The sequence below is a fragment of the Mycolicibacter icosiumassiliensis genome (assembly GCF_900078685.2).
GTDB classification, from domain to species: Bacteria; Actinomycetota; Actinomycetes; order Mycobacteriales; family Mycobacteriaceae; genus Mycobacterium; species Mycobacterium icosiumassiliensis.
In genome coordinates this window covers 3011188-3027870 of sequence record NZ_LT546166.1, presented here as the reverse complement: position 1 = coordinate 3027870, position 16683 = coordinate 3011188, and the positions used below count along the sequence as shown (strand labels likewise).

At 67.3% G+C, this 16683-nt stretch carries 14 protein-coding genes; 10 read left to right on the top strand and 4 right to left on the bottom strand.

From position 1 onward, the window contains the following. Positions 1–4 precede the first annotated feature (4 nt). From murG to BN4346_RS38415, 7 genes are all read left to right on the top strand, one after another. Positions 5–1150: an undecaprenyldiphospho-muramoylpentapeptide beta-N-acetylglucosaminyltransferase gene (gene murG, locus BN4346_RS38445; RefSeq protein WP_067973927.1), complete on the top strand. Its 1146-nt coding sequence runs from the start codon at positions 5–7 to the stop codon at positions 1148–1150. Between the two features lie 52 nt (positions 1151–1202). Continuing rightward, positions 1203–2687, top strand: a complete 1485-nt coding sequence (gene murC, locus BN4346_RS38440; protein WP_067973925.1) for a UDP-N-acetylmuramate--L-alanine ligase — start codon at positions 1203–1205, stop codon at positions 2685–2687. After that, entirely contained in the window at positions 2684–3682 is a 999-nt protein-coding gene (locus BN4346_RS38435) for a cell division protein FtsQ/DivIB (RefSeq protein WP_067973923.1), read from the top strand. The genes murC and BN4346_RS38435 overlap by 4 nt, the downstream gene beginning before the upstream one ends. Positions 3683–4017: 335 nt before the next feature. Then, a complete protein-coding gene (gene ftsZ / locus BN4346_RS38430) occupies positions 4018–5181 on the top strand; it encodes a cell division protein FtsZ (RefSeq protein ID WP_067973921.1) in 1164 nt (387 codons plus the stop codon). Between the two features lie 65 nt (positions 5182–5246). Continuing rightward, positions 5247–5954 (top strand): peptidoglycan editing factor PgeF, encoded by a 708-nt coding sequence (pgeF, locus tag BN4346_RS38425; protein ID WP_067973917.1) that lies wholly within the window; start codon positions 5247–5249, stop codon positions 5952–5954. Positions 5955–6109: 155 nt separating this feature from the next. Further along, complete coding sequence (locus BN4346_RS38420; RefSeq protein ID WP_067973915.1) at positions 6110–6778, top strand: cell division protein SepF; 669 nt, start codon at positions 6110–6112, stop codon at positions 6776–6778. Positions 6779–6849: 71 nt separating this feature from the next. Next, positions 6850–7140, top strand: a complete 291-nt coding sequence (locus tag BN4346_RS38415; protein WP_067973913.1) for a YggT family protein — start codon at positions 6850–6852, stop codon at positions 7138–7140. A 19-nt stretch (positions 7141–7159) separates the two neighbouring features. On the opposite strand, the gene BN4346_RS38410 is transcribed toward BN4346_RS38415, so the two are convergent. Next, on the bottom strand, positions 7160–7939 hold the full coding sequence (locus BN4346_RS38410) for a DUF2249 domain-containing protein (protein WP_067973911.1): 780 nt from the start codon (positions 7937–7939) through the stop codon (positions 7160–7162). A 518-nt stretch (positions 7940–8457) separates the two neighbouring features. Here BN4346_RS38410 and wag31 point away from each other — a divergent pair. Both wag31 and BN4346_RS38400 read left to right on the top strand, forming a co-directional pair. Then, on the top strand, positions 8458–9264 hold the full coding sequence (gene wag31, locus BN4346_RS38405) for a DivIVA-like cell division protein Wag31 (RefSeq protein ID WP_067973908.1): 807 nt from the start codon (positions 8458–8460) through the stop codon (positions 9262–9264). A gap of 44 nt (positions 9265–9308) precedes the next feature. Further along, on the top strand, positions 9309–9644 hold the full coding sequence (locus tag BN4346_RS38400) for a hypothetical protein (protein ID WP_067973906.1): 336 nt from the start codon (positions 9309–9311) through the stop codon (positions 9642–9644). Here BN4346_RS38400 and BN4346_RS38395 read toward each other — a convergent pair. After that, positions 9641–10330 carry a phosphoribosyltransferase gene (locus BN4346_RS38395; RefSeq protein WP_067973903.1) on the bottom strand — a complete coding sequence of 230 codons (690 nt, stop codon included), beginning with the start codon at positions 10328–10330 and terminating at the stop codon, positions 9641–9643. The two genes, BN4346_RS38400 and BN4346_RS38395, sit on opposite strands and share 4 nt — an antisense overlap. Positions 10331–10372: 42 nt before the next feature. After that, the gene (car, locus tag BN4346_RS38390) at positions 10373–13894 is read right to left on the bottom strand and encodes a carboxylic acid reductase (protein WP_067973901.1); all 3522 of its coding nucleotides are present in this window, start codon (positions 13892–13894) and stop codon (positions 10373–10375) included. A gap of 221 nt (positions 13895–14115) precedes the next feature. On the opposite strand from car, the gene BN4346_RS38385 reads away from it, so the two are divergent. Continuing rightward, a complete protein-coding gene (locus tag BN4346_RS38385; protein WP_167666221.1) occupies positions 14116–14748 on the top strand; it encodes a GntR family transcriptional regulator in 633 nt (210 codons plus the stop codon). Positions 14749–15080: 332 nt separating this feature from the next. On the opposite strand, the gene BN4346_RS38380 is transcribed toward BN4346_RS38385, so the two are convergent. After that, a complete protein-coding gene (locus BN4346_RS38380; protein WP_067973896.1) occupies positions 15081–16337 on the bottom strand; it encodes an ATP-binding protein in 1257 nt (418 codons plus the stop codon). Positions 16338–16683: the final 346 nt, after the last annotated feature.

Sequence of the window (16683 nt, the reverse complement as noted above, 5' to 3'; positions counted from 1 at the left end):
GGGAGTGAACGACTCGGTCAGCTCATCGGACCGCGGTGCGTCGTTATCGGTGGTCCTTGCCGGCGGGGGCACTGCCGGCCACGTCGAGCCTGCGATGGCGGTCGCCGACGCGCTCCGCGCCCTGGACGCCGACGTCCGGATCACCGCGCTGGGCACCGCCCGCGGTCTGGAGACTCGCCTGGTGCCGGCCCGCGGGTACGACCTGGAGTTGATCACCCCGGTGCCGTTGCCCCGCAAGATCAACGCCGACCTCGCCCGGCTGCCGCTGCGGGTGCTGCGGGCTGTCCGGGAGACCCGGGCGGTGCTGCGCGACGTGCAGGCCGACGTGGTGATCGGTTTCGGGGGCTATGTCTCGCTGCCGGCGTATCTGGCCGCGCGCGGTCTCGGCGGCAAGCGGGTACCGGTGGTGATCCACGAGGCCAATGCCCGCGCCGGCCTAGCCAACCGGATTGGCGCCCGGGGCGCGCAGCGGGTGCTGTCGGCGGTCCCGGACTGCGGTCTGGCCCACCCCGAGGTGGTCGGGGTACCGGTCCGGGCGGCGATCACCACGTTGGACCGGGCTGCGCTGCGTGCGGCGGCCCGCGCCGAGTTCGGCTTCGCCGACGACGCTCGGGTCCTGCTGGTCTTCGGTGGCTCCCAGGGCGCCCGCTCGATCAACCAGGCAGTGGCCGGGGCAGCCAAACATCTTGCCGCCGCTGGTGTTTCGGTGCTACACGCACACGGACCGAAGAACACCCTGGAATTGCCGGAAGCCGGGGCGGGCGATCCGCCGTATGTCGCGGTGCCCTATCTGGACCGGATGGACCTGGCGTATGCGGCCGCGGACCTGGCGATCTGCCGCTCCGGTGCGATGACCGTTGCCGAGGTGTCGGCAGTCGGGCTGCCCGCGGTGTACGTCCCGCTGCCGATCGGCAACGGTGAACAGCGACTCAACGCGCTTCCGGTGGTCAACGCCGGGGGCGGAATCTTGGTCGACGATGCGTCGCTGACCCCGGATTTTGTGGCCGACACCGTCGCCGGGTTGCTCACCGACACCGCGCGACTGGCCGCGATGACCAGCGCGGCGGTCCAGGCCGGGCACCCGGAGGCGGCGCGGCGGGTGGCTTCCGTCGCGCTGGAAGTCGCGAGCGCAGCGAGGGACGGCCAGTGAGCGGCATGAGCAGGGTCGCGCTGGAAGTCGCGAGCGCAGCGAGGGGCGGCCAGTGAGCGGCTCGCAACTGCCGCCGGAACTGAGCCGGGTACATATGGTCGGCATCGGGGGTGCGGGCATGTCCGGCATCGCCCGCATTCTGCTGGACCGCGGGGGCCTCGTCTCGGGCTCGGATGCCAAGGAGTCCCGCGGGATCCACGCGCTGCGGGCCCGGGGCGCGCAGGTGCGTATCGGTCACGACGCGTCGGCCCTGGATCTGCTGCCCGGTGGGGTCACCACGGTGGTCACCACCCACGCGGCGATCCCCAAGACCAACCCCGAGCTGGTGGAGGCCCGTCGACGCGGCATCCCGGTGGTGTTGCGACCGGCGGTGCTGGCGAAGCTGATGGCTGGGCGCACCACGCTGATGGTCACCGGCACCCACGGCAAGACAACCACTACGTCGATGCTGGTGGTCGCGTTGCAGCACTGTGGGCTCGATCCCTCGTTCGCGGTCGGCGGCGAACTGGGTTCTGCCGGTTCAGAGGCCGGCACCAACGCCCATCACGGCAGCGGGCCGCTGTTCGTCGCCGAGGCCGACGAGAGCGATGGCTCGCTGTTGGAGTACACCCCCAACGTCGCGGTGGTGACCAACGTCGAGGCGGATCACCTCGACTTCTTCGGCAGTGCCGAGGCCTACACGCAGGTGTTCGACGCGTTCGTCGAGCGCATCGCGCCGGGTGGGGCAGCGGTGGTGTGCGTCGATGACCCCGGCGGCGCCGAACTGGCCGATCGTACTGCGGCACAGGGCATCCGGGTACTGCGCTACGGCAGCGAAGGCACCGGGACGGCGGCGCTGGCCGGCGAGCTGGTCACGTGGGAACAGCAGGGGACCGGAGCGGTCGCCGAGATCAGGCTGGCCGGAACGGGCGAGCGCAGGGCGATGCGGTTGTCGGTGCCCGGACGACACATGGCGCTCAATGCCCTTGGCGCGGTGCTGGCGGCGGTCGAGGTCGGCGCGCCGCTGGATGCGGTGCTCGACGGCCTGGCCGGGTTCGACGGGGTACGCCGCCGATTCGAGCTGGTCGGGTCCGCAGGCGCCGCAGGCTCGGTACGGGTCTTCGACGACTACGCGCACCATCCCACCGAGATCGCTGCGACGTTGACCGCGGTCCGCGCCGTGCTGAACGAGCAGGGAACCGGGCGCAGCCTGGTGGTGTTCCAACCGCATCTGTATTCGCGGACAAAGGAATTCGCAGGCGAGTTCGGCCGGTCGCTGGATGGCGCCGATGAGGTTTTCGTCCTCGACGTTTACGGTGCTCGTGAGCAGCCGCTGCCCGGGGTGAGCGGCGCCAGCGTTGCCGAACATGTCAGTGTGCCAGTGCATTACCTGCCGGACTTCTCGGCGGTGCCCGAGGCGGTGGCCGCGGCCGCCGGTCCCGGTGACGTAATCATCACCATGGGCGCCGGCGACGTCACCATGCTGGGCCCGGAGATCGTCACCGCGTTGCGGGCGCGCAGCGATCGGACCCCTCCCGGCCACCCGGGCGCGCTGTGAGCGTGCCGCCCGAAAACCCGGCCGTTCCACCGGATGAGCCGGAGAACGCCGCGGACGCCCCGGAAAGCGAAGCACCTGACGGTGTCGACGCCGCCGAACCGGATGCGGAGGCCCCCGAGGCCCCCGAGCCCGATGCTGCGGACGGCTCAGAGGCTGAAGCCGCAGACGACTCTGCCGAGGTGGAGGGACCGCGACGCCGGGCTCGCCGCGAACGCGCGGAGCGGCGCGCCGCGCAGGCACGCGCCGAGGCGATCGAACAGGCCCGCCGGGAGGCCAAGCGGCGACTGCGCGCCGGTTCCGCCGACGCGCCCAAAGGCGTTCCCCGCGGAACGATTCGGGGCCTGAAGATGGCGCTGGCGGTCTTCCTGACGGCGGTGCTCGTCGTCGGGCTCGGGCTCATCTTGTACTTCACCCCGCTGATGTCGGTGCGCGAGATCGAGGTCACCGGGATCGCGACGGTGACCCGTGAGGAAGTGCTGGACGTGGCGCGGGTGCAGCTGGGAACACCGTTGCTGCAGATCGACACCGGCAGTGTGGCCGATCGGGTCGCGGCGATCCGACGGGTGGCCAGCACTCGGGTACAGCGGCAGTACCCCTCGGTGCTGGGGATCGCGGTGGTCGAGCGGGTCCCGGTGGTCTACAAGGACTTTCCGGACGGCCCGCACCTGTTCGACCGGGACGGCGTCGACTTCGCGACCGGAGCGCCGCCGAGGATGTTGCCGTTCTTCGATGTGGAAAATCCCGGCCCGGCCGACCCATGCACCCGGGCCGCCCTGCAGGTGATGACCTCGCTGGCGCCCGAGGTGGCCGGGCAGATCAGCCGGGTGGCCGCCCCGTCGGTGGCGTCGATCACCCTGACGCTGGCCGACGGCCGGGTGGTGGTCTGGGGCAATACCGACCGCACCGCGGAGAAAGCGCAGAAGCTGGCGGCCTTGCTGACCCAGCCCGGTCATACCTACGACGTGTCGAGTCCGGACCTGCCCACCGTCCGCTAGCGCCGTCGCGATCCGATAGCGGCCGCGCCGATCCGCGGCCGCGAGTGGGAATTCCGCTGCGCGACGCGCGGCACGCGCGTCGTGAGATTCCCCCTCGGTGGGGATTGGTGGGCCGGGAACGTCCCGCCCTACAGGAAAATTCGCGCGGTGTGTCTCGGCGCGTCGGCGCGGATGACGGCCGGGGCGGCCCTACTGTGGCGGTTGCGCGGAACAACTTGACATAACTCTAAGCCTTTGGTTGAGGTTGAGGGTTTGTTGAAGACAGATATCGGGGAGTTCCGCGGCAGGCCCGGCCCGAGAGAGGACTCCAATCCCACCAGGGAGGAAGACGAACGATGACCCCACCGCACAACTATCTGGCCGTCATCAAAGTCGTGGGTATCGGTGGTGGCGGCGTCAACGCCGTCAACCGGATGATCGAGCAGGGCCTCAAGGGCGTTGAGTTCATCGCGATCAACACCGACGCGCAGGCATTGCTGATGAGCGACGCCGACGTCAAGCTCGACGTCGGCCGTGACTCCACCCGCGGCCTCGGTGCCGGTGCCGACCCCGAAGTGGGTCGTCGGGCCGCCGAAGACGCCAAGGACGAGATCGAGGAGCTGCTGCGCGGCGCCGACATGGTGTTCGTCACCGCCGGGGAGGGCGGCGGCACCGGCACCGGCGGTGCCCCGGTGGTCGCGACCATCGCGCGCAAGCTCGGCGCACTGACCGTCGGCGTGGTCACCCGGCCGTTCTCCTTCGAGGGCAAGCGGCGCAGCAACCAGGCCGAGAACGGCATTGGCGCACTGCGGGAGAGCTGCGACACCTTGATCGTGATCCCCAACGACCGACTGCTGCAGATGGGCGATGCCCAGGTCTCGCTGATGGACGCGTTCCGCAGCGCCGACGAGGTGTTGCTCAACGGTGTGCAGGGCATCACCGACCTGATCACCACCCCCGGCCTGATCAACGTCGACTTCGCCGACGTCAAGGGCATCATGAGCGGCGCCGGGACTGCGCTGATGGGCATCGGATCGGCCCGCGGCGACGGCCGGGCGCTCAAGGCCGCCGAGATCGCGATCAACTCGCCGCTGCTGGAAGCCTCGATGGAAGGCGCCCAGGGCGTGCTGATGTCGGTTGCCGGCGGCAGCGACCTGGGGTTGTTCGAGATCAACGAGGCGGCATCGCTGGTTCAGGACGCCGCGCATCCCGAAGCCAACATCATCTTCGGCACCGTGATCGACGACTCCCTCGGCGACGAGGTGCGGGTGACGGTGATCGCGGCTGGCTTCGACTCGGCGGGCTCCGGCCGCAAGCCGGTGACCGGCACGCCCGGTCAGGCCCGGCACGCCATGGCGTCCGGACAGGCCGGCAAAGTCACCACGTCGCTGTTCGACCCGGTCGATGCGGTCAGTGTGCCGACTCCCACCAACGGAGCGACGGTCAGCGTCGGCGGGCGCAACGGCGATGACGGCGTCGATGACGACGACGTCGACGTCCCGCCGTTCATGCGGCACTGAGTTGATGGTGCTGGCCCGCTTCGCCCGGCTTCGCCGCGCTTGCGACCACCACTAGCCTCGACGGCATGACTTTTCGCATCCGGCGGGTGACGACCACCCGCTCCGGTGGCGTGTCGGCGGCCCCCTTCGACAGCTTCAACCTCGGTGACCACGTCGGCGATGACCCCGCCGCGGTGGCGACCAACCGCGCGCGGCTGGCCAAGGCCACCGGCCTCGGCCCCGACCGCCTGGTGTGGATGAACCAGGTCCACGGCGATCATGTGGTGGTCGTCGACGGGCCGCACGACACCCCGATCGACGCCACCGATGCTCTGGTCACCACCGTGCCCCGGCTGGCGATGGTGGTGGTGACCGCCGACTGCGTTCCGGTGCTGATGGCCGACGCCCGGGCGGGGGTGGTCGCCGCGGTCCACGCTGGTCGGGTCGGCGCGCAGCACGGTGTGGTCGCTCGTGCGCTGGAATCCATGCTGGCGGCAGGGGCACGACCCGGCGACGTTTCGGTTTTGCTGGGCCCCGCGGTCAGTGGACTGCACTACGAGGTGCCCGCCGAGATGGCCGACGAGGTCGAGGCCGCCCTGCCGGGCAGCCGCACCGTTACGTCGGCGGGCACTGTCGGGCTGGACCTGCGGGCCGGAATCGCCCGTCAACTAAGGGGATTGGGCGTGCAGGCCATCGACGCCGACCCGCGTTGTACGGCAGCGGACCCGAAACTGTTCAGTCACCGTCGCGACGGACTCACCGGCCGGCTGGCGTCCCTGGTCTGGCTGGAATGAGTCCGCGGTAGAGGTCGCTGGAGGGGGTGGGTGAAACCGGTGGGAGCTGTCCGCGTGTCGGTGCCGCGCCAACGCGCTCGCTGCCGTTACCGTCACCGTTATTAGTCACTTCAGTCACACCTTCATCACAGTCATCAGCCTAGAAGGGTCCAAGGATGAGCACACTCCACAAGGTCAAGGCCTACTTCGGGATGGCTCCAATGGAGGACTACGACGACGACTACTACGACGACGGCGATGACCGCGCCGGGTCGCGTGACTACGCACCTCGGGCGGACCGGTTCGGCGAGGACGTTTTCGACCGCGTAGGCGGCCGTTCGGAGAGCCGCTACGACGACCGCTTCGAGGACCGCGACTATGACGACGCGCCCGCCGGCTACCGGGGCGGCTACGACGACGATGCCCGCGACCCCCGCTACCGAGCACGTGAGTTCGAGCGTCCCCGTGACTTCGAGCGGCGGTTCTCCTCGCTGCGGGGCTCGACCCGCGGCGCCCTGGCGATGGAACCGCGCCGGATGGCGCAGATGTTCGACGACAGCAGCCCGCTGTCGAAGATCACCACACTGCGGCCCAAGGACTACAGCGAAGCCCGCACCATCGGCGAGCGGTTCCGCGACGGCACCCCTGTCATCATGGATCTGGTGTCGATGGACAACGCCGACGCCAAGCGGCTGGTCGACTTCGCGGCAGGTCTTGCCTTTGCCCTGCGTGGCTCCTTCGACAAGGTCGCGACCAAGGTGTTTCTGCTGTCCCCGGCCGACGTCGACGTGTCTCCGGAGGAGCGTCGCCGCATCGCCGAGACCGGCTTCTACGCCTATCGGTAGGCTGGAACGGCAGTCGAGCCGGTCAGCACTGCTGATGCGGGCCCAACCCTCGTCAGTAAGGTCGCATTCCGTTGGCGCTGTTCTTCACGATTCTCGGTATCGCGCTATTTGTCTTCTGGCTGTTGCTGATCGCCCGAATCGTCATCGAATTCATCCGCTCGTTCAGCCGTGACTGGCACCCGCGGGGGACCACGGTGGTGATCCTGGAGCTGATCATGAGCATCACCGATCCGCCGGTGAAGCTGCTGCGACGGCTCATCCCGCAGCTGACCATCGGGGCGGTGCGCATCGACCTCTCGATCATGGTGCTGCTGCTGATCGCGTTCGTCGGGATGAAACTGGCCCTGCAGCACGCCGCGTGACGGCGGTTTCCCGCAGAACTCAGACCCGGGTCAGCCGCAACCGCCACGCCTGTGGTCCACGCTCCTCGTAGCCGACCGCCAGCCGGCCACCGCTGCGCTCAGCGAGCTGACGCAGCAGCGGTAGCGGGTCGTGCGGGGCCACCAGCAGCATTGATCCGCCCACCGGAACCGCGTCGAAGGCACCGAACACCGTCGCATGCCTGATGGCGTGCGGAATCTCTCGCACATCGAGTTCGGGTATCTCGTCGTCTTCCTCGCCGCAGCCGCACCCGGTGTGGCCCTCGTGTGCGTGAGCCGCGGGGCCGGATGTCGCGTCATTCAGGTCGGGCAGTTGGGCGGCCAGTGCGGACAGCGAGACCCCGTTGGCCTGGGCGAGCGCGGGCAACAGCAGGTCGGCGACTTTGCCCAGCAGTGCCTCCAGGAGCACGCGCAGCGCCTCCACGTGCGCGACCACCTGAACCCGGTCGGCGCCGTGGGTGATGCGCGCCGCCGCCTGTTCGATCAGCTGGGTGTCGCCGAGCAGGCCTTCGACCAGCAGCCGGGCGCGCTCGACGGCGGCCGAGGCAGGGAAGATCAGTGCCACCGCGGCCTGCAACTGCGGTCGTACGGCCTGGTCGATGAACTGCTGGACCGCGCGGTGCGCCCCATCGAACGCCGGATCGCCCGCGCCGACCGCGGCGAACACCGCGGCACCCAGGGCGGCCTGGCGGCCGAGGAGTTCGGCGTAGCGAGATCGAATGTCGTCGACGGCCGCCGAGTCCGCTGCACTGGTCGCCATCACCACGTCATTGGTTGTCATTTCCGAGTGTCCCTCCGGTCGGTGCCGCGCGGTTCGACCCCGTCATGAATATTTACGGGTCTCGATTGTGAATAATACGGCGGGGTCGGCCGGACCGGTACCCCCGTGGACCGCGCGCGGCCGTCGGGATCGGCTAGCGACACGTTTGGGCGCGCAGCGAAAAAGATCACATTTCGCTGGCTGGACGCCTAAGCACTTTGCTGCCTGCGGCCAGAAGGACGGAACCGCCCACGGCTGGCGGCGGCCCGCGGTCCAGTTCCCGGGACTTTTGGTCTCACCGCGGCGGTCGGCCGGCGCCGCTCGGCGGCCGGGATCGCCGATCGCTCTCAGGGCTTTCGTTTGCCAAAGCGTGATTTCTGTGGCAGCAATTTGAAATTCACTCTTAATATCATTCACATTGCCGAGCACAGCGGCGGATGTGACAGGATGGACGGCAGTTACACACGGCGAGCGTTTTCCCGGTCGACCTAACCGTGCCCGATCGGCGCTACCAACTACCTGACTCGAGGGGGCAGACGATGCCACTAACACCGGCCGACGTACATAACGTCGCGTTCAGCAAACCGCCGATTGGGAAGCGCGGCTACAACGAGGACGAGGTCGACGCCTTCCTTGACTTGGTGGAGACCGAGCTGACTCGTCTCATCGAGGAGAACGCCGACCTGCGTCAGCGGGTCAGCGAGCTCGACCAGGACCTGGTCGCCGCCCGTGCCGGTGGCGCCGCCCAGTCCATTCCCTCGATCCCGGTCTACGAGCCCACCCCGGAGCCCGTGGCGCCGCCGCAGCCTGTGGTCGCGGCGCCGGCGACCTCGGAAGTGTCTGCCGAGGAGCAGCACCTCAAGGCAGCGCGCGTGCTGAGTCTGGCCCAGGACACCGCCGACCGGTTGACCGGTACCGCCCGGGCCGAGTCGGAGAAACTGATGGCCGACGCCCGCGCCAACGCCGACCAGATCCTCACCGAGGCACGGCAGACCGCCGAGACCACGGTCACTGAAGCCCGCCAGCGGGCCGACGCCATGCTGTCCGACGCGCAGACCCGTTCGGAGACCCAGCTGCGTCAGGCTCAGGAGAAGGCCGACGCCCTGCAGGCCGACGCGGAGCGCAAGCACTCGGAGATCATGGGCACGATCAACCAACAGCGCACTGTGCTGGAAGGTCGCCTCGAACAACTGCGCACCTTCGAGCGCGAGTACCGCACCCGGCTCAAGACCTATCTGGAATCTCAGCTTGAGGAGTTGGGCCAGCGCGGCTCGGCGGCGCCGGTCGACAGCAGCGCCTCCGGCGACGGTGGCGGGTTCAACCATTTCAACCGCGGCACCAACTGACCGTCGGAGTCAAGTAGCTCGCCGGTCGGACTGGAGGTGATTCGATGCTGGTCATTGCATTGGTATTGGCGGTAATCGGCCTTGCTGCATTGGTATTCGCCGTCGTTACCAGCAATGCGCTGGTGGCGTGGGTCTGCATCGGTGCGAGCGCGCTGGGCGTGCTGCTGCTGATCGTGGACGCGTTGCGGGAGCGGCGCGCGAACACTCCTGCGGTCGAGGCTGCGGTGGACGCCGTCGAGGAGTCCGAGGACATCGACGACGATGACGACGATGTTGACATCGAGAACTCCAACGTCGCTGACGTGGCGGACTTCGACGCCGAAGCGGCCGAAGCGGCCGACGAGCCCGCCGACGAGCCCGCCGCACACCCGGCCGATTAGCCCGCTGCTCGGCTGGTAGTCGGTGCGGCCAGCAGGTCGCGGACTTCGTCGTCGTCGACCTGGTGAAAATCGAGATAAGCCTGCCCCACGGCATCGAACGCGGTCGGCATAGCCGCGCACACGACGTCGTCGGCCTCTTGGGCGATCTTGCGGCATGCCGAGAGCGGACCCACCGGAACCGCCACGATGATCGAGGCCGGTTCTGCCGATTGAACGGCCCGCACGGCCGCCAGCACACTCGCCCCGGTCGCGATGCCGTCGTCGACCAAGATCACCACCCGGCCGTGCAGATCTGTGGGTTGCCGGCCCCCGCGATACGCGCGTTCCCGCCGACGCAGCTCGGCCGCTTCGAGTTCGATCACCGACTGCACCGCTTCGCTGCTGATGCCGAGGCTGGTGACCACCTGGTCGTTCATCACCACCTGTCCGCCCGCCAGCGCGCCCATCGCCAGTTCGGGCTGTCGCGGCGCACCGAGCTTGCGGACCACGAAGACGTCCAGCGGCGCGTCTAGGGCGGCCGCTACCTCCCAGGCGACCGGAACCCCGCCCCGGGCCATCCCGAGGACCACCAGGCCCGGGGCGCCTCGCACAGTGGACAGATAGCCCGCCAGCACCCGGCCGGCGTCGCGGCGGTCTCGGAAGGTGCGCGACGCCGGATGACGTAGGAAGGCACCTGGTCGGGTCATCTCGCCATCCAGCCTACGACGGCGACGCGATCGATGGCATCGTCACAGCAGTCCCAGCAGTTGCAGGTCGGTGGCGTACTTGACGATGGTTGACTGCCCGATGTGCGGGATGTCATTGTCCGGGCCCACTTTTGCTTCGTGCACCGCGTCACGGAACCGGTCGGCCGGTGCCATCGACCCGGGGATCGGCGGCTGTGGCTTCTGGTAGTAGTGCAGCAGCGGCAACAGCGAAGCCTGGCGTTGCTTCTCCGGCAGCGCCCGGAGCGCGGTTTCGATGCGTTGTACCCAATCGCCGTAGTCGGCGACTCGCGCGATCTGGTAGCCGGCGTCGATCAACCAGTCGACGTACTCGTCGAGCCCGATGCCGTCATCGTGTGGGTTCGTCACGTGGTAGGTCTGGAAGCCGTTGTCGCTGTCCAGGATCTGCGTTCCCAGCGTGGAGATCGCCGCGGCGATGAACTCGACTGGCAGGCCGCCGTAGTGCGCACGTTGACGGTTGCCGTCGGCGTCGAGTTCGTAGAACGATTCGGGTGCGATGCCGGTGGCCACCAGGCTCAGCATCAGCCGGGTGAACATGTCGGGCAGGTTGAGCTGCCCCGCGTAGCTGGTGTCGGCCAGGATCATGTCGCAGCGGAATACCGAGACCGGAAGACCGCACCGGCCGTTCGCCTCGCGTAGTAACACCTCGCCGGCCCACTTGCTGTTGCCGTAGCCGTTGGCGTAGTTGTCGTTGATCGCGCGGGTGGCGCTGATTTGCCGGATGTCGGCGTCCTCGACGAACCTGCCGGGATCGATCTGGTCACCTACGCCGATGGTCGACACGTAGGTGTAGGGCTTCAGCTTGGACGTCAACGCAATCCGGATCAGCTCCGCGGTGCCCAGCGCGTTGGGGCCGAAAAGCTCGCTGTAGGGCAGTATGTGGTTGACCAGCGCGGCGGAGTCGACGATCACATCGACCGTGTCGGCCAGCCGCCGCCAGGTCTGCGGGTCCAGGCCGAGGTCGGCCTCGCCCTTGTCGCCGGCGATGACCTCCAGGTGGTCGGCGGCGAGCTTGCGGTAGTGCGCCAGCAGTTTCGGGTCGCCACTGTCGAAGGTGCGGTCTAGGCGCGCCCGCGCTTCTGCGTCAGTTTTGGCCCTTACCAGGGCGATCACCGTGCCGCCGACCATTTCCATCCGCTGTAGCCACTCCAGCATCAGGTAGCGGCCCAGGAAGCCGGTCGCGCCGGTCAACAGCACCGTGCGCACCTCGGTCGCCGGCGTGGGCAAGCTTGGCGCGGCGTGCAGGGTTGTCTCGTCGAGGAACTTATCCAGGGTGAGGTCGCGGGCGCGCACCTCGGTGGCGCCGCGTCCGTGCACGGCGGCGAAGGTGGGCCGCTTGGAGCCGTTGCGTTCGGCATCGATGTAGTCGGCGATGGCGGCCAGGTCGTTGGCCGGGCTGACGATCACGCCCACCGGCACGTCGATGCCGAAGATGTCGCGCAGCAAGTTTCCGAATGTCAACGCCGACAACGAATCTCCACCCAGATCGGTGAAATGCGCGTCGGGCTGCAGAGCCACATCCACCGTGCCCAGCACAGCGGCCGCGGCTTGGCTGATGGTGTCCGACAATGGCCGGTCGGCTGCGCCATCACGCAGCGCGCGCAGCTTCTTGGTTTGATCTTCGGCCAGATCGGCGTACAACCGCTCCAGCCGCTCGCCATAGTGCTGCTGGATTTTTTTCCGCGCCGGCTTGCCCAGGTCGGTCAAAAGCCCGTTGGCCGCGGTGAATGGTGTTGTCTCGACGACGATGTCGCGAGGAAGTTCGTAGGACTGCAGGTCGGCGGCCTTGGCGATATCGCGTAGCGCCTCGGTTATCGCGGGCTTGAGCGATTGCACGTCATGCTGCTTCAGCGCATCTTCGGTGGGGACGACGACGGCGAGTGAATACGAGCGCGCGCTGTTGGCATAGATGTAGATCTGGCGCACCAGCGCGCTGCCGCTGAATAGTGTCTCCAGCTTCGAGACGGTGATGAATTCGCCCTGGGAGAGTTTCAGGACGTTGTTACGGCGATCGACGTAGGTGAGTTGATCGGGGCCTCTTTCGGCCATGATGTCGCCAGTCAGGTAGTAGCCGTCCGAATCGAACGCCGCGGCGGTCAGTTCTGGTCGCTTGTAGTAGCCGGCGAACTGAGTTGTCGACTTGACGGCCAGCTCACCGCGCGGAAAGGGCCGGTCGCTGCCGAAATAGCCCAGTTCGGGGACGTCGACCAGCTTGTAGTCGATCACCGGTGGGCGTTGTACGCGGCCGTCGATCAGCAGCAAAACCGACTCGGTCAACCCGAAGATGTCGGTGAGATGCATGCCGGTGAACGACTCGGCCCAGGCTCTCAGGTCCGCCGACATCGGCGCCGAGCCTGTCGATGCCGCTACGTACCGTCCGCCGAGCACGTTCTGGCGTTGCTCGGCCATCACCTGCGCTTCGACGGTCGCACGGTCGCGGTGTGGGCCAGACCGCGCGTCCACCTCGCGGCGGAACTCTTCGAACAGCATCTCCCAGACTCGCGGCACGAAATCCAACTGCGTGGGCCGCACCAGCGCGAGGTCTTCCAAAAAAGTTGAAAGATCGCGTGAGGCCGCAAAGTAAGCGGTGCCGCCGACGCCGAGTGTGCCGTAGAGCATCGCCCGTCCGACAACGTGGCTCAACGGCCTGAAGTTCAAGGTGATGGAGGGCGCGACGTGCTCCTCATGCGTGGCCGGCCAGCTGGAACTGAGCCAGGTGAGGGCGACCAGGTCCCGTTGATACATCGCGCCTTTGGGGGTCCCGGTGCTACCCGAGGTGTAGATCAACAACGCCAGCGAGTCGTCGTCTCCGCACTCGATCTCCGGCGACGGCAGCATCGTGCCGCGTTCCACCAGATCAGCCAACAGCTCGACGACCACGGGGCTGCCCATCTCGGCCAACCGTGCCCGCGCCGCGTCCACCGCTTCGCGGTGGTCGTCGACCTGGGAGTGGTAGTCGAAAACGACCAGCCGCGCCGGCGCGTGCTCGGTTGACACCAGACCAACAGCCACCGACAGGTAATCCACGCTTGCCGCGATCACGGTCGGCTCAGTTTCGGCCACAACCGGCCGCAGCTGGGCTACCGCCGCGTTGGCCTGCAGCGGAACCGGTACCGCGTTCAGCAAAACCAGCGCCAGATCAACGGTCGCGTAGTCGACGCTGGCGAAACCCACCATGCACACCCGGTCGCCGGGCTTTATCGGATCACCGGCCCAGGCGGCAGCCACCGCGCCGACGCGGTCGGCCATCTGGCGATAGGTGAGGGTCTCGAACCGGGGCAGCAGTTCCGTTGAGGTCCGTCCGGTGGCCGGGTTCTCGACGAAGCGCACCGCACGTTGCCCCAGCGCGGGGCGTTCTGCGTACCCCTCCATCACCGTTCGAACGATCTCCGGGAGCCGTGATCCCGCCCGCTTGACCAGATCGCTGATCGTGGCGTCTGGCCGGGCATCGGCGAACTGCTGATCAGTGGCGTAGAGCTCGGCTACCCGGCGCACCTGCTGCTCTTCTCTGGTATCGGTCGGCATGGCCGCGCTCCTCTCATGGGAGTTGACGTTCAATGGATGGATAAAATCATAGGACGATTTTGTAGGACAATCAACCTCTCGTACAGTGATTGCGGTGGCCCACCGACGCGGACCAACCAGGTGGAGGAGGCCAACTGATGGGACCCACGGGCCAGGCCGGTCCGGTCGAAGGCCGGCGCGCAGGTAACTCCGGCATTCGGCTTACCGGCACGCAAAAGGCCGTGGCCGTGCTGCGCGAAGGCATTCGTGTCGGCCGCTATGTCCCTGGTCAGCGGCTGGTGGAGGCCGACCTGGTCGCAGAGATCGGCGTCAGCCGCAACTCGCTACGGGAGGCATTCGCCCATCTGGCCAGCGAGGGACTGCTGCACATTGAGCCGCATCGCGGCGCGTCGATCCGCCGCCGAACCCGTGCGGAAATAGCTGAGCTCTATGACCTCAGCGAGGTCCTCGAAGGACTTGCGGCTCGCCTGGCAGCGCTCAACATCGCCGGACCCGGCAATTCCGAATCGCTGTCAGCGGCCATCGATCGCGAACACGAGGCCGCTTCTGGCGGCAGTGACAACCAGCGGATCGATGAAGCCGTACGACTACACGAGGTGATCCTGGCCATCGCCGACAACCCACGGCTGACGGAATTGGTTGCCAACTTACATATCCTGACCTTCAGCTTCCAGCTGCGCCACGCCCAGCTCTGCGGTTCGGAAGGCCTCGGCGAAACCTCGCTGGCCGAACATCTCGCAGTGGTCGACGCGATCAGAGATGCCGACCCGCAACGGGCCGAAAGCGCTATGCGGGACCATCTCCGCGGCGCAAAAGAGCGGGCGCTGGCGTTGCCCGCCACCGCGTTCGGTTGACGTCAACGCGCCTTGGCATGGGTAGCCGAGCGACCAATCGGGACGCGCGCTGTGGTGTGGTGTGAGCCCCGAGCGCGTCGGTGGCCACCGTAGACCCTGGGCAGGTGGGCTGCCACGCCGTTTTGAATCGAGTCGTAGTCGAAATGAACGTAGTGGCTGAACCAGCGCCTCCGTTTGTCGGCGGGTTCGGGGGTACGCAGATGCTGCCCGCCGGCACGTCGCAGGTCAGCCCGCCACCGCGGATACCTACCGCGCAGCACCTCGCTCGGAGAGTCAGCCTGATGCAGTCTTTGAGTTGGGTCGTTGGTCTCGTCAATTGTGGTTCGTATATTTCATGGACGTAAGGCGGCGATGGGGATCACCTGGATGCCGTCTTTGCGGGTGTAGCCGTAGGTTGCCGTGGTGATGACGCCGAGGACGGCGGGTTCACCGGCTTTGGCCGTATCGATAGTGGAAGCGAACTTCAGCAGGGACGCGGCGGCGTCGTCGATGCGGCCGGGGCCGAGTTTCACTTCGAAGGCTCCCCATGTCCCGTCGGGAATCTGAAGGATGACATCAGCTTCGACGCCGTTGCTGTCCCGATAGTGCGCAACGGTTCCGCGAAGGGGCGACGACAGTACTCGCAGGTCCCGTACGACGAGGGACTCGAACAGGAATCCGACGAAACCGAGATCGTCGAGCAGCCGTTTGGGGGTGCTGGCAAGTGCGGCGACGGCAAGTGAAGGATCGATGAAGTGGCGTTTGGGTTCTTGTCGCAGCGTCGCCCTGGATCGCAGGTGCGTCGACCAGGCTGGCACGTCCTCAATGAGCATGAGCCGTTCGAGCGCGGCCAGGTAATCGTAGATAGTGCTTCGAGCGAGTGCTGTTTCGTTGTCGCCCAACGTTTGCCGCGCCAGCGCAGAGATCTTCACCTCGGTCGCGGTATTCCGCGCCAGTGACATCAGTAATCGTCGCAGGCGTTCGGGGTCGCGTCGCGGCCCAGAAATCGATGGAATATCGACTTCGCGTGCGTGATCCAGGTAGTCGATGTTGCGCTGTAGCGCGCTGTCTCTCGCGCTGCCCAGGTTGGAGGGCCAGCCGCCGACTGCGATGCGATCGATGATGTCTCGTACTCCCAGTCCGGGATCTGGACAGAATGTGTGCTTTCCAGCCAGGAGGCCGGCCAGAGAGATTTCGCCGGTGGAATCGCCGACCTCGTACAGTGACATCGGGCGCATTGCGATCCTGGCGAACCGTCCGGCCCCGCTATGTCGTGTGATGTCGTCTGCCGGAGTCGATGAGCCGGTGAGGATGAACTGTCCGGCTGATTGCCGGTCATCGATAGCGCGCCGCACGTGATTCCACAGCGGGGTCCCGCCGATCTGCCATTCGTCGACGAGGCGAGGTGGTGCTCCGTCGAGGATCAGGGCGGGGTCCGCGTCGAGCGCGTCGCGGGCATTCGAGTCGACATCGAGCAGGACTTCGCTGGCGGCGAATTGGCGCGCGGTCCAGGTTTTCCCGCACGCCTTCGGGCCTTCCAGTACAACAGCGCCGGCGGAAGTCAGACGTTCGATCAGGAGCTGGTCAGTGACGCGGGGACGGTACTCCATACCGATAGGCTACAGTTTGTGAGATTTTATCGCTACAGTTTATGGCAGATAATAACTACACTTTGTTGATTGCGATGAGTCGCGTCATCGGGTGACAGTCGCCGCCGCCATGGAGCAGGCCGCCGCCGCGCCGCCCCGTGCCAGCAGGCCGGTGGCCTGCAGCGTGCGGCGTCGGGACAGTTTGGACACTTCGGTGGGGGACATCAGCAGACCTTTCGGGGAAGGTGTGGGTTTCGCCCCGGACCGTGCCGGCAACTCACCAGACCAGTCCGGGCCGCTTCGCGCAGATGACCCCGCTTCTGCCGACGGTGAATCCGAGGGTTTCGAGTCATGGTCTTCAGCGCCG